The organism is Streptomyces sp. NPDC046870 (assembly GCF_040704595.1).
GTDB lineage: Bacteria > Actinomycetota > Actinomycetes > Streptomycetales > Streptomycetaceae > Streptomyces > Streptomyces argyrophylli.
Genome location: NZ_JBEYXM010000023.1, coordinates 109,902 through 132,817, shown reverse-complemented (window position 1 = coordinate 132,817; position 22,916 = coordinate 109,902). Strand labels below are relative to the sequence as shown.

18 protein-coding genes are annotated in these 22,916 nt (G+C 73.6%); 9 read left to right on the top strand and 9 right to left on the bottom strand.

The genetic code is table 11. From position 1 onward, the window contains the following. Positions 1 to 215: 215 nt before the first annotated feature. Positions 216 to 1,139: a methylenetetrahydrofolate reductase [NAD(P)H] gene (metF, locus tag AB0946_RS33495; protein WP_366764452.1), complete on the top strand. Its 924-nt coding sequence runs from the start codon at positions 216 to 218 to the stop codon at positions 1,137 to 1,139. A 56-nt stretch (positions 1,140 to 1,195) separates the two neighbouring features. Beyond that, positions 1,196 to 2,137, top strand: coding sequence for a hypothetical protein (locus AB0946_RS33490; RefSeq protein ID WP_366764451.1), 942 nt, complete (start codon positions 1,196 to 1,198; stop codon positions 2,135 to 2,137). Positions 2,138 to 2,246: 109 nt separating this feature from the next. Here AB0946_RS33490 and AB0946_RS33485 read toward each other — a convergent pair whose 3' ends face one another. The 5 genes from AB0946_RS33485 to AB0946_RS33465 form a co-directional block, all read right to left on the bottom strand. After that, the gene (locus tag AB0946_RS33485) at positions 2,247 to 3,752 is read right to left on the bottom strand and encodes an NAD(P)/FAD-dependent oxidoreductase (protein WP_366764450.1); all 1,506 of its coding nucleotides are present in this window, start codon (positions 3,750 to 3,752) and stop codon (positions 2,247 to 2,249) included. A gap of 58 nt (positions 3,753 to 3,810) precedes the next feature. Then, complete coding sequence (locus AB0946_RS33480) at positions 3,811 to 4,413, bottom strand: DUF4126 domain-containing protein (RefSeq protein ID WP_366764449.1); 603 nt, start codon at positions 4,411 to 4,413, stop codon at positions 3,811 to 3,813. Between the two features lie 423 nt (positions 4,414 to 4,836). Continuing rightward, a complete protein-coding gene (locus tag AB0946_RS33475; RefSeq protein WP_366764448.1) occupies positions 4,837 to 5,466 on the bottom strand; it encodes a TetR/AcrR family transcriptional regulator in 630 nt (209 codons plus the stop codon). Between the two features lie 47 nt (positions 5,467 to 5,513). Then, the gene (locus AB0946_RS33470; protein ID WP_366764447.1) at positions 5,514 to 7,598 is read right to left on the bottom strand and encodes a YhgE/Pip domain-containing protein; all 2,085 of its coding nucleotides are present in this window, start codon (positions 7,596 to 7,598) and stop codon (positions 5,514 to 5,516) included. Continuing rightward, on the bottom strand, positions 7,570 to 8,346 hold the full coding sequence (locus AB0946_RS33465) for an ATP-binding cassette domain-containing protein (RefSeq protein ID WP_366764446.1): 777 nt from the start codon (positions 8,344 to 8,346) through the stop codon (positions 7,570 to 7,572). Before AB0946_RS33465 ends, AB0946_RS33470 begins: the two co-directional genes overlap by 29 nt. A gap of 167 nt (positions 8,347 to 8,513) precedes the next feature. On the opposite strand from AB0946_RS33465, the gene AB0946_RS33460 reads away from it, so the two are divergent. The 3 genes from AB0946_RS33460 to AB0946_RS33450 all read left to right on the top strand — a co-directional run bounded on the left by AB0946_RS33460 (position 8,514) and on the right by AB0946_RS33450 (position 10,803). Continuing rightward, positions 8,514 to 9,143, top strand: coding sequence for an SAV_6107 family HEPN domain-containing protein (locus tag AB0946_RS33460; RefSeq protein WP_366764445.1), 630 nt, complete (start codon positions 8,514 to 8,516; stop codon positions 9,141 to 9,143). A gap of 133 nt (positions 9,144 to 9,276) precedes the next feature. After that, positions 9,277 to 10,104, top strand: a complete 828-nt coding sequence (locus tag AB0946_RS33455) for a methyltransferase (protein ID WP_366764444.1) — start codon at positions 9,277 to 9,279, stop codon at positions 10,102 to 10,104. Positions 10,105 to 10,419: 315 nt separating this feature from the next. Further along, entirely contained in the window at positions 10,420 to 10,803 is a 384-nt protein-coding gene (locus AB0946_RS33450; RefSeq protein WP_366764443.1) for a DUF3040 domain-containing protein, read from the top strand. Positions 10,804 to 11,354: 551 nt separating this feature from the next. Here AB0946_RS33450 and AB0946_RS33445 read toward each other — a convergent pair. From AB0946_RS33445 to AB0946_RS33430, 4 genes are all read right to left on the bottom strand, one after another. Next, the gene (locus tag AB0946_RS33445) at positions 11,355 to 13,736 is read right to left on the bottom strand and encodes a DUF3488 and transglutaminase-like domain-containing protein (protein WP_366764442.1); all 2,382 of its coding nucleotides are present in this window, start codon (positions 13,734 to 13,736) and stop codon (positions 11,355 to 11,357) included. After that, a complete protein-coding gene (locus AB0946_RS33440; protein WP_366764440.1) occupies positions 13,736 to 15,094 on the bottom strand; it encodes a DUF58 domain-containing protein in 1,359 nt (452 codons plus the stop codon). Before AB0946_RS33440 ends, AB0946_RS33445 begins: the two co-directional genes overlap by 1 nt. Next, the gene (locus AB0946_RS33435) at positions 15,094 to 16,140 is read right to left on the bottom strand and encodes a MoxR family ATPase (protein ID WP_366764439.1); all 1,047 of its coding nucleotides are present in this window, start codon (positions 16,138 to 16,140) and stop codon (positions 15,094 to 15,096) included. The genes AB0946_RS33440 and AB0946_RS33435 overlap by 1 nt, the downstream gene beginning before the upstream one ends. 247 nt (positions 16,141 to 16,387) lie before the next feature. Further along, the gene (locus AB0946_RS33430; protein ID WP_366764437.1) at positions 16,388 to 16,936 is read right to left on the bottom strand and encodes a carbonic anhydrase; all 549 of its coding nucleotides are present in this window, start codon (positions 16,934 to 16,936) and stop codon (positions 16,388 to 16,390) included. 419 nt (positions 16,937 to 17,355) lie between these two features. Here AB0946_RS33430 and rsmH point away from each other — a divergent pair, with 419 nt between their 5' ends. The 4 genes from rsmH (at position 17,356) to AB0946_RS33410 (ending at position 22,914) form a co-directional block, all read left to right on the top strand. After that, positions 17,356 to 18,312 carry a 16S rRNA (cytosine(1402)-N(4))-methyltransferase RsmH gene (gene rsmH / locus AB0946_RS33425; RefSeq protein WP_366764436.1) on the top strand — a complete coding sequence of 319 codons (957 nt, stop codon included), beginning with the start codon at positions 17,356 to 17,358 and terminating at the stop codon, positions 18,310 to 18,312. 67 nt (positions 18,313 to 18,379) lie between these two features. Then, entirely contained in the window at positions 18,380 to 18,958 is a 579-nt protein-coding gene (locus AB0946_RS33420) for a septum formation initiator family protein (RefSeq protein WP_366764435.1), read from the top strand. A 304-nt stretch (positions 18,959 to 19,262) separates the two neighbouring features. Beyond that, a complete protein-coding gene (locus tag AB0946_RS33415) occupies positions 19,263 to 21,227 on the top strand; it encodes a penicillin-binding transpeptidase domain-containing protein (RefSeq protein WP_366764434.1) in 1,965 nt (654 codons plus the stop codon). Between the two features lie 31 nt (positions 21,228 to 21,258). Continuing rightward, on the top strand, positions 21,259 to 22,914 hold the full coding sequence (locus AB0946_RS33410; protein WP_366764433.1) for a UDP-N-acetylmuramoyl-L-alanyl-D-glutamate--2,6-diaminopimelate ligase: 1,656 nt from the start codon (positions 21,259 to 21,261) through the stop codon (positions 22,912 to 22,914). The last annotated feature ends 2 nt before the right edge of the window (positions 22,915 to 22,916 follow it).

Below are 22,916 nucleotides of genomic sequence, written 5' to 3'. Positions count from 1 at the left end.
TGCCATGGCTCCGCCATGGCGCCCTCCTCCGCCTTGCGATGCACGGCACCAGACCCCGCTCCCTGATCCGGCCTGATCCAAACGAAAGACCCTAGAGCCTCCGAAACGGCGGGTTCCGGGGCCGTTCTGTCCATCTGCTGGACAGGAGAGCGGCAAATCGGGCAAATTACCGGCATCCGGTTGGGGGACCGCCGACCCCTGGCTAACCTGCCGATATGGCCCTCGGAACCGCATCCACCAGGACTGATCGCGCACGCACCGTGCGCGACATCCTCGCCACCGGCAAGACGACGTACTCGTTCGAGTTCTCGGCGCCGAAGACCCCGAAGGGTGAGCGGAACCTGTGGAGCGCGCTCCGGCGGGTCGAGGCGGTCGCCCCCGACTTCGTCTCCGTGACCTACGGCGCCGGCGGATCCACCCGCGCGGGCACGGTCAAGGAGACCCAGCAGATCGTCGCGGACACCACGCTCACCCCGGTCGCCCACCTCACCGCGGTCGACCACTCCATCGCCGAACTGCGCAACATCATCGGCCAGTACGCGGACGCCGGCATCCGCAACATGCTCGCCGTGCGCGGCGACCCGCCCGGCGACCCGATGGGCGAGTGGGTGCCGCACCCCCGCGGCCTGACCTACGCGGCCGAACTCGTCCGGCTCATCAAGGAGTCGGGCGACTTCTGCGTGGGCGTCGCCGCGTTCCCGGAGATGCACCCGCGCTCCGCGGACTGGGACACCGACGTCGCCCACTTCGTGGACAAGTGCCGTGCGGGTGCCGACTACGCCATCACGCAGATGTTCTTCCAGCCGGAGTCGTATCTGCGCCTGCGCGACCGCGTGGCGGCCGCGGGCTGCGGGACCCCGGTCATCCCGGAAGTCCTGCCGGTCACCAGTGTGAAGATGCTGGAACGGTTGCCGAAGCTCAGCAACGCCCATGTCCCGGACGTCCTGAAAGAGCGCATCCTCACAGCGAAGGACGATCCGGCGGCGGTACGCTCCATCGGTATCGACTTCGCCACGGAGTTCTGCGCGCGGCTGCTGGCCGAGGGAGTGCCCGGACTGCACTTCATCACGCTCAACAACTCCACGGCGACCCTGGAAATCTACGAGAACCTGGGCCTGCACCACCCCCCGCAGGCCTAGACCGGCCGCATCGCGATACGACACACTGCGTAGCGGCCACTGGGAGAGGGGCGTACATGGGCTGGACGGTCCTCTACATCGCGTTCGGCGGCGTCGCGCTGTGGCTGCTGGGCGAGGTGCTGCTGCAGTACAAGGCGCGGCTGCGCTGGCGCCTCCTCGCCTTCGGCGGCTTCCTCGGCGTCGTGGTGGGCGTGCTGATGCCGTCCGTCATCGTGATCGGGCTGGGCGCGATCGCCTTCGCGGTCGGCCAGACCTACGTCACGCTGTCGTTCCGCCGCGGCTTCGCCTCCGGCTGGGCGGTCAAGCGGCCCGTCCCCGAGGCCGCGACCGGCAGCAAGCGCCGCCGCGGCCGGGCGGACCGGCACGCGCCGGACCCGCAGGGCGCCGGCCCCGAGTCCGCCCCGGCAGCCGACGACGGCGACCCCGGCGCCACCGGCCACGGGCCCTACGGCCACGGTCAGGCGCACGGCGACTTCGACGACGACTACGACCGCGACGACGTCTTCACCCCGGCCGCCGCCCGCGCGGCCGACCCCGCCGCCGAGACCACCGCCGTCTACGAGCCGCAGCCCCTTCCCGACGACACCGGCAACTACGGCGTCTACGGCGACCCCGCGCACGCGCACACCGCCCCGCAGGGCGACCAGCAGAGCTACGCCTACGACTACTCCGGCTACGGCCAGCAGCAGGGGTACGACTACGGCGGCGCGGCCCAGCAGGGGTACGCCAACTACTCCGACCCGTACATCGGCAGCCAGCCCTACGGCTCCTACGACCAGGGGTACGGCCAGCAGTACGGCCAGCAGCAGGGCTACGCGCAGGACCCGTACGCCACCGGCGGTCACGGTGAGACCCCGGCCGGCGGGGTGTGGGTGCCGCAGCAGCGCACCGACGAGACCTACGGCGGCGAACTCCCGCCGGAACAGCCGTACCCCCACCAGCAGGGCGGACAGCAGCCGCAGTCCGGGGCCGGCTACGACGAGCAGTACCGCTTCTGACGGTCAGGCGCCCGGGCCCACCCGCTCACGGGCAGCCCGGGGCCCGCCCGGCGGGAGCCCGTTGCCCGCGGGTCCGTCCAGAGTGAACCCGCCGTTCACCGGCGCCCGTTCACTGCGAGCCGCGGAACTCCGGGCCCTCCACGATCAGGCCGGCCACCAGCGCGCCCGACATGCCGGCGTGCGGGAGGCCGCCGCCCGGGTGGGACCAGCCGCCGACGGCGAACAGGCCGGGCAGCGCCGTGGAGTTGGCCGGATGCAGCACCCCCTCCGGCGCGGCCAGCGCGGGCGGCGGCACGGCACCGCCCCCGGCTCCCGTCTCCCGCTCGGTGTCCAGCGGTGTGCGGACCTCGCGCCACAGCACCCGCTCGCGCAGCCCCGGCACGGCCCGCTCGGCGGCGGCGGCCATGCGGTCCGCGAAGGCGTCGGCGGCACCGGGCGCCGCCCAGTCGTACTCCGTCGCCGAGGGCACCGTCGCCGTCAGCACCACGCTCTCGTGCTCCCCGTCGGGGCGCAGGGCCGGGTCGTCCGGCCGGTCGACGACGGTCGTCGGCAGGTCGGGCAGCATCCCGTGCCGGAACAGGTCCAGATCGCCCTCGTCGTCGGCCGCGTGCACCACGGTGCGGTGCACCGCGCCGGGCTCCCGCGCCCCGCGCAGCGCCAGGCACACGACCACCCGGCCCGGATACCGGTCCTCCGGCTCCGGTTCGACGGCCTCGGCGCCGTACACCTGCCGGCCCGTCAGGTCGCGCAGTCTCCACGGGCCCTGGCCGACCACGAAGTCCGCCTCGGCCACCGTGCCGGTGCTCAGCTCCACCCCGGCCGCGCGGCCGTCCTTCTCCAGGACGCGGGTCACCTCGGCGCCGAACACGAACTCGACCCGCCGTTCCCGGCACCGCTCGTACACCGCGTCCGCCAGCTCCCGGATGCCGCCGCGCACGTACCAGGTGCCGAAGGCGTGCTCCATGTAGGGCAGCACGGCCGCGCTCGCCGGGGCCGTGCCCGGGTCGACGCCGTACGCGAGCGCGTACCCGTCCAGCAGCTGCGCCAGCCGGGGGTCGCGCAGTTCCCGCCTGCCGATCTCGAACAGCTTGACCACGCGGCGCCTGCCCAGCAGCCGCTTGTACGTGGTGCCGGGATACGGCTCCTTGTCGGCCAGCACCTGCCAGTTGGGCCACAGCGGCTCCTCCAGCAGCGGCCGGCGGGTGCGGTCCCAGGCCTCGCGGGCCCGCACCAGGAAGTCGCCCCAGCGCTCGCCCGCCCCCGCGCCCAGCGCCTCGTCCAGAGCCGCGACGACGCCGGCGCGGGAGGCGTTGGGCAGCGACACCTCCGTGCCGTCCGCGAAGACGTGCCGCGCGGACGGGTCGACCTGGACCAGCTCGACGCGGTCCTCCAGCGGTTCCCTGCCGGTCTTGATGAACAGGTCGCGGTACACGGCGGGCAGCGTCAGCAGTCCCGGGCCCGTGTCGAAGCGGAACCCGTCCCGCTCGAACCGGCGCACCGCGCCGCCGTAGGTCTCCGTCCGTTCGTACACCGTCACCCGGTGGCCCGCGACGGCCAGCCGGGCGGCAGCCGCCATCGCGCCCATCCCGGCGCCGATCACCGCAATCCGTGCCATGCCCGTGACTTTATCGACCGCCACCGACAGCCCGGCCGCGGGGCGGCTGCGGCGCAGGTCAAGGGGCTCGCGAGGCCAGACGCCGCTCCTCCCGGCGCTGGGCGCGGCGACGCAGGAAGCGGCGGATGCGGGAGACGAGGAACAGCAGGGTCAGCATCCCGCCGGCCAGCAGGACGGCCGCGACGACCGCCGCCGCCTCCGGGTGGAACACCGCGAACGTCACGATGCCCCCGACCCCGAGGTCCTCGGCGAGGCTCAGCGCGATGTTGCTGAACGGCTCGGGCGAGGTGTTGACCGCCATCCGCGTCCCCGCCTTCACGGCGTGGCTGGCCAGCGCCGTCGAACCTCCGATCAGGCCGGCCGCCACATCGGAGAGCGAGCCGCTCTGCCCGGCGAGCAGCGCCCCGACCCAGGCACCGGCGAGGGGACGGACCACCGTGTGCACGGAGTCCCACAGCGAGTCGACATAGGGGATCTTGTCGGCGACGGTCTCGCACAGGAACAGCACGCCCGCGACGATCAGCACCTCGGGGCGCTGCAACGTCTGCGGGACGTCGTCGGCGACCCCGGCCGCGCCGAAGAGACCGAGCAGCAGCACCACCGCGTAGGCGTTGACGCCGCTGGCCCAGCCGCTCGTGAAGACCAGAGGGAGTACGGACACGCACGCGATCGTAGTCAGGCGCCGGACCACAGGCGTGGGCACGCGCGCGGACGGCTGAGTACACGTACTCAGACGGCCAGATGAGTACGCGCGCGGATGGGCCGGGAGACGTGCGGACGGGAGAGTGGAGGCACGGCAGAGGGGCGCGGCCCGGCACCGCCGGCACGGGGCGGCGGAACGGCGCCCGCCCCCTGGCCGCTCCTTCCGCCGATCCGTCGGCGGAAGCGAGACACGGGGGCCTCGGGGGACGACCACCACGGGGGTCCGCGACGGGGGAGCCCGTACGGGAGGGAAGTACGGGGGAGTCACCGGGAGGAACGGGGGAGAACGGGGGAGTCCCGGTGGCGAAACGGGGAAGAGGAGGGCGCCGGTCCACAGCGGACCGGCGCCCTCCGCGTACACCCCTCAGGCCGTGCGCACCGCTCAGACCTTGCCGCTGACCCGCCCCTGGAGCAGCCGGGACAGGGCCGCGTGCACGTCGTCGAGGGAGCGCTCCGGCTGGAACGACTTCCAGTCCAGCGCGGCCACCAGGACCATGCCGACCAGTGCCGCCGCCGTCAACTGGACGTCGATCTCGTCGCTGAACTCGCCCGCCGCCACGCCTTCGCGCAGCACGCCCTCCACCACCGCGACCGCCTCCTGCCGCACCACCATCAGGGTGGACTGCCAGGCCCGGTTGGTGCGCCACAGCTCGGCGACGTACAGCTGGGTGAAGGCCGGGTAGCGGTCGATGAAGACCAGGCCCGCGCGGATCATCGCGTCCAGCGCGTCCACCTTGCCGCGGCCCTCGCGTGCCGCCTGCTCGGCCGCTTCCTTCAGGGAGGCGGTGAGCAGGCCGACGCCGTGCCTGAGCAGCTCCTCGAAGAGAACGGACTTGCTCGCGAAGTTGTAGTAGACCGTGCCCTTCGCGACCCCGGCCCGCTCGGCGATCTCGTCCACCGTGGTCGCGGAGAAGCCCTGCTCGGCGATGAGCGTGACGGCCGCCTCGTAGAGCTTCTGCCGGGTGGCCTCGCGGCGCGTGCTGCCGCCGGCCCTGGCGCTGCTGCTTTCCATGGTCCCGATTCTCACAGGTACGCGCGCGTGCGGGCGCTCGCCCCGGATCACAGGCTCAGCTCCGGGTGCAGCCGGGCCGGGGTCCACACCTGGCGGCGGCGGGCCGCGAGGGCGGTCAGCGCGAGGGCGCCGGCGGTGAACGCCCCGAGCACGCCGCACGCCAGCCACACCGGGCCGAGCCCGCCGCCCGTGATCAGCCGGCGCAGCGCCTCCACGATGTAGCTCATGGGCAGGAACGGGTGGATCGCGTTGAAGAAGCCCGGGCTGGTCTGGACGGGATAGGTGCCGCCCGCCGAGGTCAGCTGGAGCATCAGCAGCGCGAGCACGAGGATCCGCCCGGCCGCGCCGAAGCGGGCGTTCAGCCACTGCACGATCGCCGCGAAACAGGCCGCGACCAGGAACAGGAAGCCGATCGTGCCGGTCGCCCGCAGCATCTGGAGGCCGACCGCCCAGTGCAGCACGGCCATCAGGGCGGTCACCTGGAGCACGCCCACCGCGACCACCGGCAGCCAGCCGGCGAACGCGATCCGCCAGGCGGAGGCGCCGGCCGCAAGCGCCCGCCGGTTGAGCGGCGGGATCAGCATGTAGGCCACCATCGCGCCGACCCACAGCGACAGCGGGATGAAGTAGGGCGCGAAGCCGGTGCCGTAGTTCGGGGCCCTGTGCAGGTCGTGCGAGGCGAGCTGGACCGGGTCGGCCATCACGCCGGTGCGCCGGTCGCGGTCCTGCTTGTCGTAGTCCGGGATCTTCCTCGCGCCCGAGTGCAGTCCGCCGGCGAGCTTCCCCGACCCGTCGGACAGCTTGTACAGGCCGCCGCTGAGGGTCTCGGCGCCCGACTCCGCGGTGCCGATGCCCTTGTCGAGGGCGACCGCGCCGGTGTGGGCGGTGCCCAGCCCGGTGTGCAGCTTCTCGGCGCCGTCGGCGACCTGGTGGGCCCCGGTGTTCAGCTCGTCGATCTTCTTGACGGCGTCCTCGACGTCCTCGGACAGGTGCGGTGCGCGCTCGGCGAGGGCGTCGGCCTGCTTCTGGAGCGCGCCCAGGTTCTCCCCCATCGTCTTCAGGTCGCCGTCCTGGTCGGCGATCAGCGTGTTCAGGTCGTCGGCGACGGTGGCCACCTCGGCGGCGGCCGTCCTGGCCCGCTTCAGCTCGGGGCAGGCCGGGTCGGGGACCGTCGCGCCCTCGCAGCGCTTGCCGTACACCTCGTCCAGGACGGCGGAGGAGGCGTGCGCGGTCTTCGCGGCACCCGGCGCCAGTTTCACCAGCACGTCCAGGTTGTCCTTGACCGCCTTGGCCGAGTCGGAGACCAGCCGCGCGGTGTCCCCGATGGTCTTCTCGTTGTGCTTCAGGAACGGGCCCGCCTGGGCGTAGACGCCGTCGACCTTGTCGGCGAGCGCCTGGGTGCCGTCGGCGACCTGCCGTGAGCCCTCCTGGAGGTCGCCCGAGCCGGTGTCGAGCTTCTTCAGGCCCTTGGCCAGCTTGCCGCTGCCGCCCTTGGCGTCCTTCAGACCGTCCGCGAGGTCCTTGGAGCCCTTCTCCGCCTTTCCGATCCCGCTGTTCAGCCTGTCGGCGCCCCGCGCGGCCGTGACGGTCTTGTCGTGGATGTCGGAGAAGGACACGAAGATCTTGTCCAGGAAGCTCCGGGAGGCCTTGGTGGACGCGGCCGAGCGCACCTCGTTGAAGACCGTGCGGGAGATCTGGCCGACGATGTAGTTGTTCGCGTCGTTGGTGCGCACCCGCAGGGCGCCGGTCTCCGGGGAGTCGCCCGAACTGGACGCGATCCGGCTGCTGAAGTCGGCCGGCATGGTCAGCGACAGGTAGTAGGTGCCGTCCTCGACGCCCGCGCGGGCCTGCGCGTCGGAGACCTCGTGCCACTCGAAGGTCCGGCTGTCGCGCAGCCCGTCGACGATGTCGTCACCGGCGGTGATCTTCTTCCCGCCCGCCGTGGCCCCCTTGTCGTCGTTCACCAGGGCCACCGGGATGCGGTCCAGACGGCCGTACGGGTCCCAGAACGACCACAGGTACAGGGCGCCGTAGAGCAGGGGCAGCACGAGCAGGGCGACGAGGGCGGCCCGGGGGAGCCTCCCGCGCCCGAAGCGCCTCAGCTCAAGCGCGGCCAGCCTCGGTGAGCGCATCACCGGCGTCCTCCTTCTCCGGCTCGGTCGAGACGCTGACGCAGTCCTCGGGAGCGGTGCGGCACACGGCCAGGACGGTCGTGCCCGCGCGCGTGAGGGAGCGCAACAGGTCCCACATCTCGGCGCGTTCGGCGTCCGAGAGCTTCATGTCGACGTCGTCCACCCCGAGCAGCAGGGGCCGGCCGAGCAGGGCCAGCGCGAGGGACAGGCGCAGTTCCTGCGGCCGTTCCAGGTCGCGCACGGCCGTCCGGGAGCCCTTCGGGAGCGTCTCCAGGTCGAGTCCGGCGGCGGCCAGGGCCGCGTCGACCCGCAGTCGTGCCTCGTACGCGCGCTGGGCGCGGGGGCGCAGCAGTTGGCGCAGGGAGTCACCGAACCGGTGCTGCAACAGCGCCCGTTCGCGCAGGTGCTCCCCGACGGTGAGGGCCGGCTCCAGGTCGGTCACGCCGGTCACGTTCGCCACCGCGCCGACACGGCGCAGGGCCGCCATCTGACGGGGGAGTTTGAACCCGGCGACGGCGGCCACTCCTTCGGTGGGCTTCATCCGTCCCGTGAGTGCGAGCAGCAGACACGTGCGGCCGGAGCCGGACGGTCCCTCGATCGCGATCAGCGAGCCGGGCCCCGCGTCCAGGGTGACGCCGCGGAAGGCCCAGCCCCGCGGCCCCTTGAGTCCGAGCGCCTCGGTCCTGACACCGGCGCCGGCCGCGGCGCCGGTTCCGTCCGCGCCGACCGTTGCGTGTGCGTCGTCCACAAGCCCCCCTGCCGCGTAGGCCGTAATTGAACTGACTGGTCAGTGCAAAAATACGCCCGAACCTACGATCGAGGCAAAAGCGCAGGTCAGAACGGATTGTCAGTGGCATACCGCACGATGGGCACATACGGCATTCGTGCCGTCACCCAGACGACAGGAGGTTCGTCATGGCCCACTCGTCCGCAGCCGCCGCCCGCCGGCGCCGCGCCACCGGCCCTGCCCCCTCACTGACCGGCCCGGCGAGCGACGTACACCCCGTGCTCCGCCGGGCCACGGCCCCGCCCGCCGCCCTCGACCTGCTCGCCCAGGCCCGTGCCGGACTGGAGGAGGCCACCGTCCTGGAGACGCCGAACGAGCGCTATGCGACGGCCCACCTCGCCGCCCTGCGCACCGCCGCCGCCGTGCTCGCCGCCCGGGGCCGGCCCGAGACCTCCCCGCGCCGCCGGGCCCGTATCCGCAGCGCCTGGGAGGTGCTCCCCGAGATCGCCCCGGAACTGACCGAGTGGAGCGCGCTGTTCGCCTCCGGCGCCGCGCGCCGGGCCCGTGCCGAGGCGGGCATCCGGGGAGCGGCCGGGCAGCGGGACGCGGACGACCTGATACGCGACGTGGAGATGTTCCTCCGCATCGTGGAGCGGATGCTGGTCCTCCAGCCGGTCCTGCCCCAGCCCCGCCAGGACTCCGCCGGTGACACCGCCGCCGTCGACGACGGAGCCGGCAGCGGCGGTGAAGGCCCGAGGAGGGGAGGCGGCCGGGGGAGGGGAGCCGGTCCGGGAGGCGATCTGCCGGACGCGGGCTGACCGGACGCGGGACGGCCACGACGCCCCCCGGAGAGGCGCGCGTGGCCCGGCGTCGTCGCGGTGACCAGGCACGGCGTGGAGGCAATAGGGTGGACATCGCCTGAAGTCCCGCCCCGCCGAGGAGTCAACTGCCGTGTCGGACCCGATGCGCCCGCCCGTCTCCCACCATCACCCCCGGACGACGTCGCCGCGCTCCGACCCCTCCCGTCCCCGCGCCTCTCTCGGCACGGCGGTGGTCTGGGAGGTCCTGCAGGACGCCCTGGACCGCCGGGTCAAGGCCACCGGCCGGGAGTCGCTGGACGTCCTGGACACCGGAGGCGGCAGCGGCAGGTTCGCCGTGCCCCTCGCCCGCCTCGGCCACCGCGTCACCGTGGTCGACCCCAGCCCCAACGCGCTGTTCGCGCTGGAGCGCCGCGTCACCGAGGCCGGTGTGGCCGACCGGGTCAAGGGGGTCCAGGGCGACGCGCACGGTCTGTTCGACGTGGTCGAGCGCGGCGGCTACGACGCCGTCCTGTGCCACGGCGTCCTGGAGTACGTGGACGACCCGGCCGAGGGCATCCGCAACGCGGTCGCCGCGCTGCGCCCCGAGGGCCTCCTCAGCCTGCTCGCGGCCGGCCTCGGCGGTGCCGTCCTCGCCCGCGCCCTGGCCGGCCACTTCACCGAGGCCCGGCAGGCGCTCCAGGACCCCGACGGCCGCTGGGGCGCCGGCGATCCGGTGCCCCGTCGCTTCACCGCCGAGCAGCTCACCGCGCTGGTCGAGGGCGCGGGTCTGCGGGTCGGTGCGGTGCACGGCGTGCGCGTCTTCGCCGACCTGGTCCCCGGGGTGCTGGTGGACACCGAGCCCGGTGCCCTCGACGCGCTGCTGAAGCTGGAGGCCGCGGCGGCCGAGCTGCCCGCGTTCCACTCCGTCGCCACCCAGCTCCATGTGCTCGGTGAGACCGCGGGTCCTCGCGAGGCCTGAGATCACCCTCGGCACGCGAGCGCATCCGGGGACGGGGGGCGCACGGCCGGCACGAGCCGCTGATCAGCGCCTCGTGCGCGGATGGAGTACGCCACAAGCCGCCCGATCGTGGGGTTTGCGCCGTATGATCGAGGTACACCGCCCGGCATGACGGGTCGGCCGCCGGGGAATGGAAGCCTCAGCGAGTCGGACGGCCATGACGGACTCCGGTTGGCCAATTGGCGTAGAGGGGCGGGTTTCACGGGGGCGATTCCCTGCCTATCCTGAAGGGACCCCCCGGGTCGCCCCCGGCGACTGCACGATGAGGAGGACTCCGTGCCGCTCTCTGAGCACGAGCAGCGAATGCTTGAGCAGATGGAGCGAGCGCTGTACGCCGAAGACCCCAAGTTCGCGTCGGCGCTTGAGGGAAACGGGCTGCGGACGTACACCCGGCGGCGGGTCTACCAGGCGGTCGCAGGCTTCCTCGCGGGTATCGCGCTCCTCATGGCCGGAATGGTCGCGCAGTTGATCTGGGTCAGCGTGGTGGGTTTCCTCGTCATGCTGGGCTGTGCCGTGCTCGCCGTCACCGGCTGGCGCAAGGCGCCGAAGCCGGGTGAGCAGCCCCCGGGCGGCCCGCGCCGCCAGGCACGGCCGAAGCGCTCCATGATGGACCGGATCGAGCAGCGCTGGCAGCGCCGCCGGGACGAACAGGGTCACTGACCGCGCCGCGCCTCCCACGGCGCCGGACCGCAGACATCCGTGAGGGGCGGCCACCAGCCGGTGGCCGCCCCTCACGCGTGCCCGGGCCCTCGGCGCGAGCCGCGCTGCCGCTGAGCCACGCCGCCCACACCGGCCTCGTCCAGCCGCGCCGCGCGCGTCGACACCGCGAACGTTCCGCCGACGCGACCACGTTCGCACTTGCGTCAGCCCGCGCGCTCCCCTCGCGTCGGCCCGCGCGCCCAACCCTGCATGGCCCGAGCCCGGCCCCGTGCTGGCTGCGTTCCCCTTCGCGTCGGCCCGCGCGCCCGGCCCGGTGTCGTCCGAGCCTGGCCTCGCGTCGGGCGCGTTCAGCCCATGCCAGCCGTGTCGCCCGTGCCCGGCCCCGTGCTGGCTGCGTTCCCCTTCGCGTCGGCCCGCGCGCCCGGCCCGGTGTCGTCCGAGCCTGGCTCCACGTCGGGGCGTTCACCCTCGCGTCAGCCCATGCCGACCGGTATCGCCCGCGCCGGTCGTGCCGTCCGTGCTGCGCTGCCCGCACGGACGGCGCCGCGGTTTCAGCTTCGCTGCCCGGACGGACGGCGCAGGGTCGGGCGGGCCGCCGTGAGGCGGGTGCGCAGGGCTGACCAGCGGGCCGACAGCGTCCACAGCACCCGGACCGAGGAGCGCGGCAGGAACCGCGCCCGCAACCGCGTCCCGGTGCTCACCGTGGCCCGCAGCCCCTCGGTCACCCGGCGTACGTCCTGTGCCGTTCCCGCGGCCGGGCGCGGGGCGGGCGCGTACAGCACCTGCTCCACCGCGTCCGCCACCCGGTGCACGGCGGCCCCGGCCGCCGGATCGAGATGGCCGAGCCGCACGATCCGGTCGGCGGCCTTGCGCGGAGTCAGCGACTCGTCCGGCGCGATGCCGTGGTCCCAGGCGCTGTCGGTCAGCTCCTGCCAGGCCGCCAGGGTGTGCGCCGCCGCGCCCCCCGGCGTCCGGTCGTGCCCGCCCAGCCGGCGCCCGCGCATCCGCTCCCGCCACAGCAGCGGCGACAGCGGAACCGCCAGGACCAGCAGCGCGCCCAGCCCGGTCAGCGGCCACCGCCACCAGCCGTCGCCGCCGTCCTCGTGGACCGGGACCGCCGCAGCGGACGCGCTGCCGCAGGCCTGGAGCCTGCGCAGCTCACCGGCGCAGCTCTCGCTCGGCGAGGCCGCGGCCGAGGGCTGCGAGGACGCCCCCTTGGACGGCAGCGCCTCGTCCGGCAGCGAGCTGCCCGGCGTGTCCGACTGGGTGTACGACGGCGTGGTGCCCCGGGTCGGGGTCGGCTCGAAGCGGGTCCAGCCCACGCCCTCGAAGTACAGCTCGGGCCACGCGTGCGCGTCCTTCTGGCTCACCGCGACCGTGCCGTCGGCCTGCGGGGTGCCGGGCGCGAAGCCCACCGCGACCCGGGCCGGGATGCCGAGGGTGCGTGCCATCGCTGCCATCGCGAAGGAGAAGTGGACGCAGAAGCCCTGCTTCTTCTTCAGGAAGTTCGCTATGGCGCCGGGCCCCCGGCCCACCTCCACCGAGGTGTCGTACTGGAAGCCCCCGTTGACCGCGAACCAGTCCTGGAGCTTCACGGCCTGCTCGTAGTGACTGCTCGCGCCCGCCGTGATCTCCTGCGCGGTGCGGGCCACCACCTTCGGCAGCGAGGGCGGCACCTTGGTGTACTCGCGCCGCAGGGCGGCCGGCGGCTGCGGCGCGGCGGCCAGCTGTTCCGCCGTCGGCCGCACGTCCAGGCTGGTCACCTGGTAGGTCTCGCCGCGCGTGGTCTGGCCGTGGTCGCCGACGAGGGTCATCCCGACGGGCTCGTACCGCCACCGGCCGCTGATCTTCACATCGCTCGGCGGGTAGGGCATCGGCAGCCAGTCCTGCGCGTACCAGTCCGCCGCCGTGACGGTCGTCGTCACCTTGCCGCGGTCGACGTCCGACACCAGGCCGACGGGTGTGGGGAGCTTGTCCGGGACGCCGACGACGTGCCGCTGGGCCGGCTTCCAGGTGGTGCCGTCGAAGTCGTCCAGGGAGACGATCCGCAGGTACAGGTCCGAGATGTCGTTCGTGTCCGTCCGCAGCGTCAGCACCTGGCGGTCGTCGTTCGTGTTGAGGTTGTCGCGCAGGGACACCAGCGGGTTGACCGCCGAGATCGTGCCCCCGTTGCCGCCCCCTACCCCCACACCGGCGCCCGCGGCGTCCAGCAGGCCGCCGTTGATCGTGGGCAGGGCGAGCGGCACCACCAGGGCCACGCCGAGCGCCACCGCGCCGATCCGGCGTCCGGTGCGCAGCGGTGCCACGGCGCCCTCCGGGCCGCCCGGGGTGCGGGGCGCGCCGCCGAAGACCCGGCCCCACTGCGCGAGCCGGTCCCGGCCCTCCGCGAGCAGCAGCATCAGATAGCCGGCCGCCGCCACCAGGAACCACAGCCAGTCCGCGCCGCCGCCGGACAGGCCGGCGGCCACCGAGTACAGCGCGAGCAGCGGCAGCCCGGCCGGGGCCGCGCTGCGCAGCGTCACCGCGAGCGTGTCCACCAGCAGGCCGATCACCAGCGCGCCGCCGATCAGCATCAGCTTGATGCCGTCGGTGACCGGTGCCGGTGTCGCGTACCGGCTGACGTCGTCCGAGCCCTGCTGGAGCAGGCCGGCGAAGTACCGGAACGTGTCCGGGCCGGGGATCAGCCCGAGGAGCGCGTGCCCCCGGGCGAAGACCAGGGTCAGCAGCATCAGGGTGACCAGCGTCTGCGCCGCCACGGTCAGCGTCCGCCCCAGCGGCACCCGCCGGGCGGCCGCCCCGACTCCGGTCTGGATCGCGACCAGCGGGACCAGTTGCAGCAGCCAGGTCGGCTCGGTGACCAGCGGCAGCAGCGCGCAGGAGGCCATCAGGGTGGCCGCCGCCGCGCACAGTGCCAGTCGTGCCCGCCCGCTCATCACCGTGCCTCCCCGGTCACGCCGGTCAGCCCGGAGCGCTCCCGGTCCGCCCGCCGCCACAGTTCGTCGGCCGAGGCGCCGCGCGGCACGCTCAGGGCCGTCCAGCCCGCCTCGCGCAGCATCCGCAGCCGCTGCTCGTGCCGGTCGCCCGGGCGGGGCACGTCGGTCGCCTCCCGGGTCCAGGTGTCGGGGTCCAGCACGAAGGCGACGGCGCCGCCGCTGCGCCGGCTCATCTTGGCGACCGTCGTGGCCTGCTCCTCGTCCAGGTCGCCGAGGAAGGCGATCAGCAGCCCCTCGTTGCCCCCGCGCAGCACGTCGTACGCGCGGGACAGCCCGGTGCCGTCGGAGTGGTCGATCACCGCGAGGGTGTCCATCATCAGCCCGGCCGCGTCCGCCGTCTCCTGGCCGGTGCCCGCGAACCCGTCGGCGCCCTCGCCGGGCACCGCGCTGCCGGTGTCGGTCAGCAGCCGTACCGAGAAGCCGCGCTCCAGCATGTGCACCAGCACGGAGGCGGCACCGGAGACGGCCCACTCGAAGGCGGAGTCCGGGCCCGCACCCTCGTAGGCGCCGCCGCGGGTGTCCAGGAGCACGGTGCACCGGGAGCGCCGTGGCTGCTCCTCGCGGCGCACCATCAGTTCGCCGTAGCGCGCGGTGGACCGCCAGTGCACCCGGCGCAGGTCGTCGCCGTAGCGGTAGCCGCGCGGGATGACGTCGTCCTCGCCGGCGAGGGCCAGCGAACGCTGCCGGCCTTCGCCGTACCCCGTGGCCTCGCCGCCGAAGCGGACCGGGGAGAGCGGCTCCACGCGCGGGATCACCGTCAGGGTGTCGTACGTCGAGAAGGAGCGGGTCAGCTCGCACATGCCGAAGGGATCGGTGAGCCGCAGCTGGAGCGGGCCGAGCGGATAGCGGCCCCGCAGGTCCGAGCGGACCCGGTAGGACACCTCGCGGCGGCCGCCCGGCTCGACCCGGTCCAGCACGAAGCGCGGCCGGGGCCCGAGGACGTACGGCACCCGGTCCTGGAGCATCAGCAGGCCGGTGGGCAGCCGGGAGACGTTGTCCATGCGCAGATGCACCCGCGCCTCGCTGCCGGCGGGAACGCGCGCGGGGGCGAGACGGCGGCTCGCGGCGACCCGGTAGCGCGTGCGGTACAGCACGGCCGCGCAGAGCAGGGGCAGCACGGCGAGCAGCAGGCCGACCCGCAGCAGCTCGCTCAGGCCCAGCACGAACGAGCAGATCGCGGCGGCGATCCCGGCGGCGAGGAAGGAGCGGCCCCGGGTGGTGAGGCCCGCCAGGGCCGTACGGATCCCGCCCGCCTCCCCGCGGTCGGCCTCCGCCGGCCCGGCCCCCCCGGAGCTCATCACAGACCCCGCGGGGGCTGCTGGGGATAGGCCGGGACGCCACGGCCGAGACCGCCGAAGCCGTTCTGCGGGGCCGGGGGCTGGGCGGTGGGCACCGGGGTGTGCTGGAGGATCTCCAGCACCACCTGCTCGGCCGTGCGGCGGTTGAGCTGGGCCTGGACGGTGGGCAGCAGACGGTGGGCGAGGACGGCGACGGCGAGCGCCTGGACGTCGTCCGGCAGCGCGTACTCCCGGCCGGCGAGGGCCGCGGACGCCTTGGCCGCGCGCAGCAGGTGCAGCGTCGCGCGCGGGGAGGCGCCGAGTCTGAGGTCGGGGTGGGTGCGGGTGGCGGCGACCAGTTCGACCGCGTAGCGCCGGACCGGCTCGGCGACGTGCACCCCGCGGACCGCCTCGACCAGCTTCACGATCTCGTGCGCGTGCGCCACCGGCTGGAGGTCCTCCAGCGGGCTGACCCCGCCGTGGACGTCGAGCATCTGCAACTCGGCCTCCACGCTCGGGTAGCCGACGGAGACGCGGGCCATGAAGCGGTCGCGCTGGGCCTCGGGCAGCGGGTAGGTGCCCTCCATCTCGACCGGGTTCTGGGTGGCCACCACCATGAAGGGACTGGGCAGTTCGTACGTCTGCCCGTCGATGGTGACCTGCCGCTCCTCCATCGACTCCAGCAGCGCGGACTGGGTCTTGGGCGAGGCGCGGTTGATCTCGTCGCCGATCACGATCTGCGCGAAGATGGCGCCCGGCTTGAACTCGAAGTCCCGGCGCTGCTGGTCCCAGATGGACACGCCCGTGATGTCCGAGGGCAGCAGGTCCGGTGTGAACTGGATGCGCCGCACCGAGCAGTCGATGGACCGCGCCAGGGCCTTGGCGAGCATCGTCTTGCCCACCCCGGGGACGTCCTCGATCAGCAGGTGGCCCTCGGCGAGCAGCACGGTCAGCGCGAGTCGTACGACCTCGGGCTTGCCCTCGATCACGCCTTCCACCGAACCGCGCACCCGTTCCACCGTGGCGGTCAGCTCAGTGAGGCTCGCTCGATCGTCATAGGTCGTCACCCGGCCCTCCTCGGCCCGTTCTTTCCGGGCCGACGCTCTCGTGCGAAACCGGCCCACCCCGAAACACGGACACCACGCGGGAAAAGTTCCGCGTGACGTCACACCCCGCATTCTTGCTGCCGTTACCGATTCGTGTCACTCGCCTGTGGACAACTGCCCGCACGATGCCGGTCTTACGACTTTTCGACCGCGTTTTCGATACGGGGACGGCCGAACGCGTACCGGGGCGGTGGCCCGGCCCCCCGGATCAGGCCGGGTCGACCTCGCGCAGCAGACCGGTGCGCACGTCGAAGACGAAGCCGCGGACGTCGTCGGTGTGCAGCAGGAACGGCGAGGTGCGCACCCGCTGCATGGACTGGCGCACGTCCTGGTCCACGTCGTGGAAGGACTCCACCGCCCAGGACGGCCGCTGGCCGACCTCCATCTCCAGCTCGGTGCGGAAGTCCTCGGTGAGCGCCTCCAGGCCGCAGCCGGTGTGGTGGATGAGCACGATGCTGCGGGTGCCGAGCTTGCGCTGGCTGATGGTCAGCGACCGGATGACGTCGTCGGTGACCACACCGCCCGCGTTGCGGATCGTGTGGCAGTCGCCGAGCTGCAGGCCGAGGGCCTTGTGCAGGTCGAGGCGGGCGTCCATGCACGCGACGACGGCGACGTGCAGAACGGGGCTGGCGTCCATGCCGGGATCCGTGAACGCCTCGGCGTACCGCCGGTTGGCGTCCACGAGACGGTCGGTCACGGTGTCTCCGGCCGGTATGGCGCCTTCGGATCCAGTGGGCACTGCTGCAGAAGTCGTCATGCTGACGACGTTACTGGTCACCCGGGGTTCCGGCGTGTTGTGAGAGGGGACAAAAATCGCCATCGTGGCGTGTTGTGAGCTAACCCACACGGAGGGCGAACCCGACCGGACGGATGAATCCGTTCGAATGACCGCTCCGGCCCGTGCGCGGTGCGCGACGCGCAGGCCGGTTGATTGACCGCGAGACAGGGTGGACTAAAGTGGCGCGAAGCGGGAGGCGTGGCTCTTCCCGCTGGTGAAACCCCCGGAGACCCCGGCATGCGCCCGGGCCGTCTCCCCACGCGCGCGGCGCGTACGTACGGCTCGGCCTCCTCCCGCTCCCGGTCGGCTGACGCTTCCGGCGCCGGCAGGCCGTCCCTTCACGAGCTGGCGGGGACCCGCGGCGGTGCGTATCCTGCGCCGGATCCTGAGAGGCCCCCTTGAGCCAGAGTCGACACGTCCCGGTGATGCTCCAGCGGTGCCTGGATCTGCTGGCGCCCGCCCTGGAGCAGCCGGGCGCGGTGGTCGTCGACTGCACCCTCGGCCTCGGCGGGCACAGTGAGGCGCTGCTCGTCCGGTTCCCCGGGGTGCGGCTGATCGGCCTCGACCGGGACAAGGAGGCGCTGCGGCTGTCCGGTGAGCGGCTGGCCGCCCACGGGGACCGCGCCACCCTCGTGCACGCCGTGTACGACGAGCTGCCCGAGGTGCTGGACCGGCTCGGCATCGCGCGCGTGCAGGGTGTGCTGTTCGACCTCGGCGTCTCCTCCATGCAGCTGGACGAGGCCGGCCGGGGCTTCGCCTACGCGCAGGACGCGCCCCTGGACATGCGCATGGACCAGACGACCGGGATCAGCGCCGCCGAGGTCCTCAACACCTACCCGGCCGGCGAACTCGTGCGGATCCTGCGGGCGTACGGCGAGGAGAAGCAGGCCAAGCGGATCGTCGCCGCGATCGTCCGGGAGCGGGAGAAGGAGCCGTTCAGCAACAGCGCGCGGCTGGTGGAACTCATCCGGGACGCGCTGCCGCAGGCCGCCAAGCGCACCGGCGGCAATCCGGCCAAGCGCACCTTCCAGGCGCTGCGCATCGAGGTCAACGGCGAACTGTCGGTCCTGGAGCGGGCGATCCCGGCCGCCGTGAAGGCCCTGGACGTCGGCGGGCGCATCGCCGTGCTGTCGTACCACTCGCTCGAAGACCGCCTCGTCAAGCAGGTGTTCGCGGCCGGGGCCGCCACCACCGCGCCGCCCGGGCTGCCCGTCGTGCCCGAGCGGTACCAGCCGCGGCTCAAGCTGCTCACCCGTGGTGCCGAACTTCCCACCGAGGAAGAGATCGCCGAGAACCGCCGGGCCGCGCCGGCCAGACTGCGGGGTGCCGAGCGCATCCGGGAGGACGTCGAGTGAGCGAGACGGGTCGGAAGGGTTCCCCCGCCCACCGGGGGAGCGGTGTCCCGCACGCACCGGGGGAGCAGTGAGCAGGAAACCCGAGCTGAAGGGGAGGGCCGCCCGGCTGGCCCGGCTCTTCCCGGCCGGCCGCGCCCAGGCGGCCCGCACCCCGTTCGTCCTGCTCGTCGTCGTGCTCCTCGGCGGCGGCCTCATCGGGCTGCTGGTGCTGAACTCCGCGCTCAGCGAGGGCTCGTTCGAACTCGCCGACCTGCAGAAGCGGACGAAGAGCCTCACCGACGAGGAACAGGCCCTCCAGCGCGACATCGACGCCTACTCGTCCCCGGACGCCCTGCAGCGCCGCGCCCGCGAACTCGGCATGGTCCCCGGTGGTGACCCGGCCTTCCTCGGCCCCGACGGCACCGTCAAGGGCGTTCCCGGCGTCGCCGCGCCCGAGCCCGCCGCCCTCACGGCCCCGGCCGGCCCCGGGCCGCTCACCCCGGCCGCCTCCGGGCCGATGACCCCGGCCGGCGCCACCCTCCCCACGGCCCCGCCCGCCGCCCCGGCCCCCGCCGTGCCGCCCCAGCCGCCGGGCGACCCGGCAGCCGCGCCCCCCGCTCCGCCCGCCACCCTCCAGTCCCTCCCCACCCCGACCCCCGGCAGGTGACGGAAGTGTCCGACAGGCAACCGCCGCGCCGCCGCGTGCCCGGGCCCGCCCGCTCCGGCCCGCCGGCACCGGGCGGACACGGCTCCTCGTGCCCGTCGCCGCGCGCCCGTCGCCGGCCGGCCCGGAAGGTGCCGCGCCGCGGTGGCGGCGGCCGGTCCGGGTGTCAGGGACGGCCGGCGGCCCCGCGCGCGGGGCGCCGTTGTCCGGTCGCCTTTCGGCGTGCGGCCCGGACGCCGGCCCCGGCCGGCGCGATGACGCCGCGCTCGATCCCCCAGCCCACCCCGACCCCCGGCAGGTGACGGAAGTGTCCGACAGGCAACCGCCGCGCCGCCGCGTGCCCGGGCCCGCCAAGCCTCCCCGGCCGCGGGGTGCCGTCCGGCGGCAGCCCGCGCCCGCTGCCCGGCCGGTCCGCCGCTCCGCCGGTGCCCGGCCCCCGGTGTCGCGCCCGCTCCGGCTCGGCAGCCCCCGGCCCCGGCTGCGGCTGGTCAGCCTCGCCCTGACCCTGGTGCTGCTCGCCTTCGTGGTGCGGCTGCTCCAGGTCCAGGCCGTCGACGCGAGCTCCTACACGGCGCGGGCCGAGCAGAACCGGTACGTGGTGCACACCCTGGCCGCCGAGCGCGGCGAGATCACCGACCGCAACGGCGTCGCCCTCGCCGTCAGCGAGGACGCGTACGACATCACGGCCGACCCGACGATGTTCGGCCGCACGCAGCTGCGGATCTCCGACGGCCCGGAGAAGGCCGCCGCCCTGCTCGCGCCGATCCTCGGCCAGGACCAGGCCACGCTCGTCAGGAAGCTGCGCCCCGCGAACAAGAACTCCCGCTACACCCGGCTCGCCACCCGGCAGACCCCGCAGGTCTGGAAGCAGATCAAGGACCTGAAGACCGCGCTCAGCAACAAGTCGGAGACGGACCACACCACCGTCAACGTGCTGGCCGGTGTCTTCGCGGACCCCAGCAGCCAGCGCGTGTACCCCAACGGCGACCTGGCCGCCGGGATACTGGGCTGGGTCAACGCCGACGGCCAGGGCGGCGGCGGCATCGAGCAGCAGCTGGACAAACAGCTGTCCGGGAAGGACGGCAAGGTCCGCTACGCCCAGGCCGGCGGGCGCCAGGTGCCGACGGCCGGGTCCACCGAGACCCCCGCCGTGCCCGGCTCCGACGTCGAGCTGACCATCGACCGCGACATCCAGTGGGCCGCCCAGAACGCGATCAGCGAGCAGGTGAAGAAGTCCCGGGCGGACCGGGGTTACGTCATCGTCCAGGACACCCGTACCGGCCAGATCCTGGCCATGGCCAACTCGCCCGGCTTCGACCCCAACGACCTGTCCAAGGCCGACGGCGACGCCATGGGCAACGCGGCCGTGCAGGACGCCTACGAGCCCGGCTCCACCGCGAAGGTGATGTCGATGGCGGCCGTGCTGGAGCGGAACGTCGCCACCCCGCTCACCCACGTCGTCGTACCCAACCGGCTGCACCGCGGCGACCGGCTCTTCCAGGACGACGTCGACCACGGCACCTGGAACCTGACCCTCAACGGCGTGCTCGCCAAGTCCAGCAACATCGGCACCATCCTGGCCGCCGGCGAACTCGCCAGGACCCAGCCCGAGGCCAACAAGGTCCTCTACTCCTACCTGCGCAAGTTCGGCATCGGCAGCCCCACCGGACTCGGCTTCCCCGGCGAGACCGCCGGCATCCTCGCGCCGCCGCAGAAGTGGTCCACCTCGCAGCAGTACACGATCCCTTTCGGCCAGGGCTTCTCCATCAACGCGATGCAGGCCGCCTCCGTGTACTCGACCATCGCCAACGGCGGCGTCCGCGTCCAGCCGACCCTGGTGCGCGGCACCAAGGGCGCCGACGGCCGCTTCGACCCCGCTCCGAAGCCCGACCGGACACGGGTCGTCAGCGAGAAGACCGCCAGGAGCCTGGCGCAGATGCTGGAGTCCGTCGTGGACGACGGCCAGGGCACCGGCATCAAGGCGCGCATCCCGGGGTACCGGGTCGCGGGCAAGACCGGCACGGCCAACCGCGTGGACCCGCTCACCGGCCGCTACCGCGGCTACACGTCGTCCTTCGCCGGCTTCGCCCCCGCCGACAAGCCGCGGATCACCGTCTACTGCGCCATCCAGAACGCCACCTCGGGCAGCTACTTCGGCGGCCAGATCTGCGCCCCCATCTACAAGCAGGTGATGGAGTTCGCCCTGAAGACCCTCCAGGTCCCGCCGACCGGCGCGAAGGCCGCCAACCTGCCCGTCGACTACAAGCCCTGATCAGCACCTCGGAAACACCAGGAACCAGCTCGTGACAACGATCACCCCGGACCCCGGGAACCAAGGCGCCCACAGGCCCTCACTTCGCTCCGGAGCGGGTGCGCCCGGTACGCTCACCGCCGTGCCACACGCTGATCAGTCCCCCATCACCCAGAAGGGCCAACCCGTGACATATCCGGGACTGCCCCGGCCGACGACGCTTCCCGCCACACCCCTCGCGGAGCTCGCAGGCCAGCTGGGTGTCACCGCGCCGGAAACCGCCGCCGAGGTCACGGGGATCACCCACGACTCGCGCGCGGTCCGCCCCGGTGACCTGTACGCCGCCCTCCCGGGCGCCCGGCTGCACGGCGCCGACTTCGTCACCCAGGCCGCGAGCCTGGGCGCCGTCGCCGTGCTCACCGACCCCACGGGCGCCGAGCGCGCCGCCGCCTCCGGGCTGCCCGTCCTGGTGGTCGAGGACCCGCGCGGCCGGATGGGAGAGCTGGCGGCCACGATCTACCACCACCCGGGCCGCGACCTGCTCCAGATCGGCATCACCGGCACCTCCGGCAAGACCACCACCGCCTACCTGGTGGAAGGCGGCCTGAAGACCGCCCGTTCGACGGGCCTCATCGGCACCGTCGAGATCCGCATCGGCGACGAGCGCATCAAGTCCGAGCGCACCACGCCGGAAGCCACCGACCTCCAGGCCCTGTTCGCCGTCATGCGCGAAGGGGGCGTCGAGGCGGTCGCCATGGAGGTCTCCAGCCACGCCCTGGTCCTCGGCCGGGTCGACGGCTGCGTCTTCGACATCGCCGTCTTCACCAACCTCAGCCCGGAACACATGGAGTTCCACTCCGGCATGGAGGACTACTTCCAGGCGAAGGCACAGCTGTTCACGCCGCGACGCAGCAGGCTCGGCGTGGTCAACGCCGACGACGAGTACGGCCGCCGGCTCGCGAAGGAGGCGACCGTGCCGGTCGTCACCTTCTCCGCCGAGGGCCACCCCGACGCCGACTGGCGCGCCCAGGACGTCCAGGTCGGGCCCATGGACTCGACGTTCACCGTCCTCGGCCCGAACGGTGAGCGCGTGCACGCCAAGTCGCCGCTGCCGGGCCCCTTCAACGTGGCGAACACCCTCGCCGCCGTCGTCGCCCTCGCCGCGGCCGGTCTCGACCCGCAGACCGCCGCCGACGGCATCGCCGCCGTCCCGGGCGTCCCGGGCCGCCTGGAGCGCGTCGACGCCGGACAGCCCTACCTCGCGGTGGTCGACTACGCCCACAAGACCGACGCCGTGGAGTCGGTGCTCAAGGCGCTGCGCAAGGTCACCAAGGGCCGGCTGCACGTCGTCCTCGGCTGCGGTGGCGACCGCGACCAGACCAAGCGCGCCCCGATGGGCGCCGCCGTGGCCCGGCTCGCCGACACGGCCGTACTGACCTCCGACAACCCCCGCTCCGAGGACCCCCTGGCGATCCTCGCGACCATGCTCCAGGGCGCGGCCTCCGTGCCCGCGCACGAGCGCGGCGAGGTGCTCCTCTTCGAGGACCGGGCCGCCGCCGTCGCCGCCGCCGTGGGCCGCGCCCAGGCCGGCGACACCGTGCTGGTCGCCGGCAAGGGCCACGAGCAGGGCCAGGACATCGCCGGCGTGGTCCGTCCCTTCGACGACCGCCAGGTGCTCCGCGAAGCCATCCAGAAGACCCAGGGATGAAA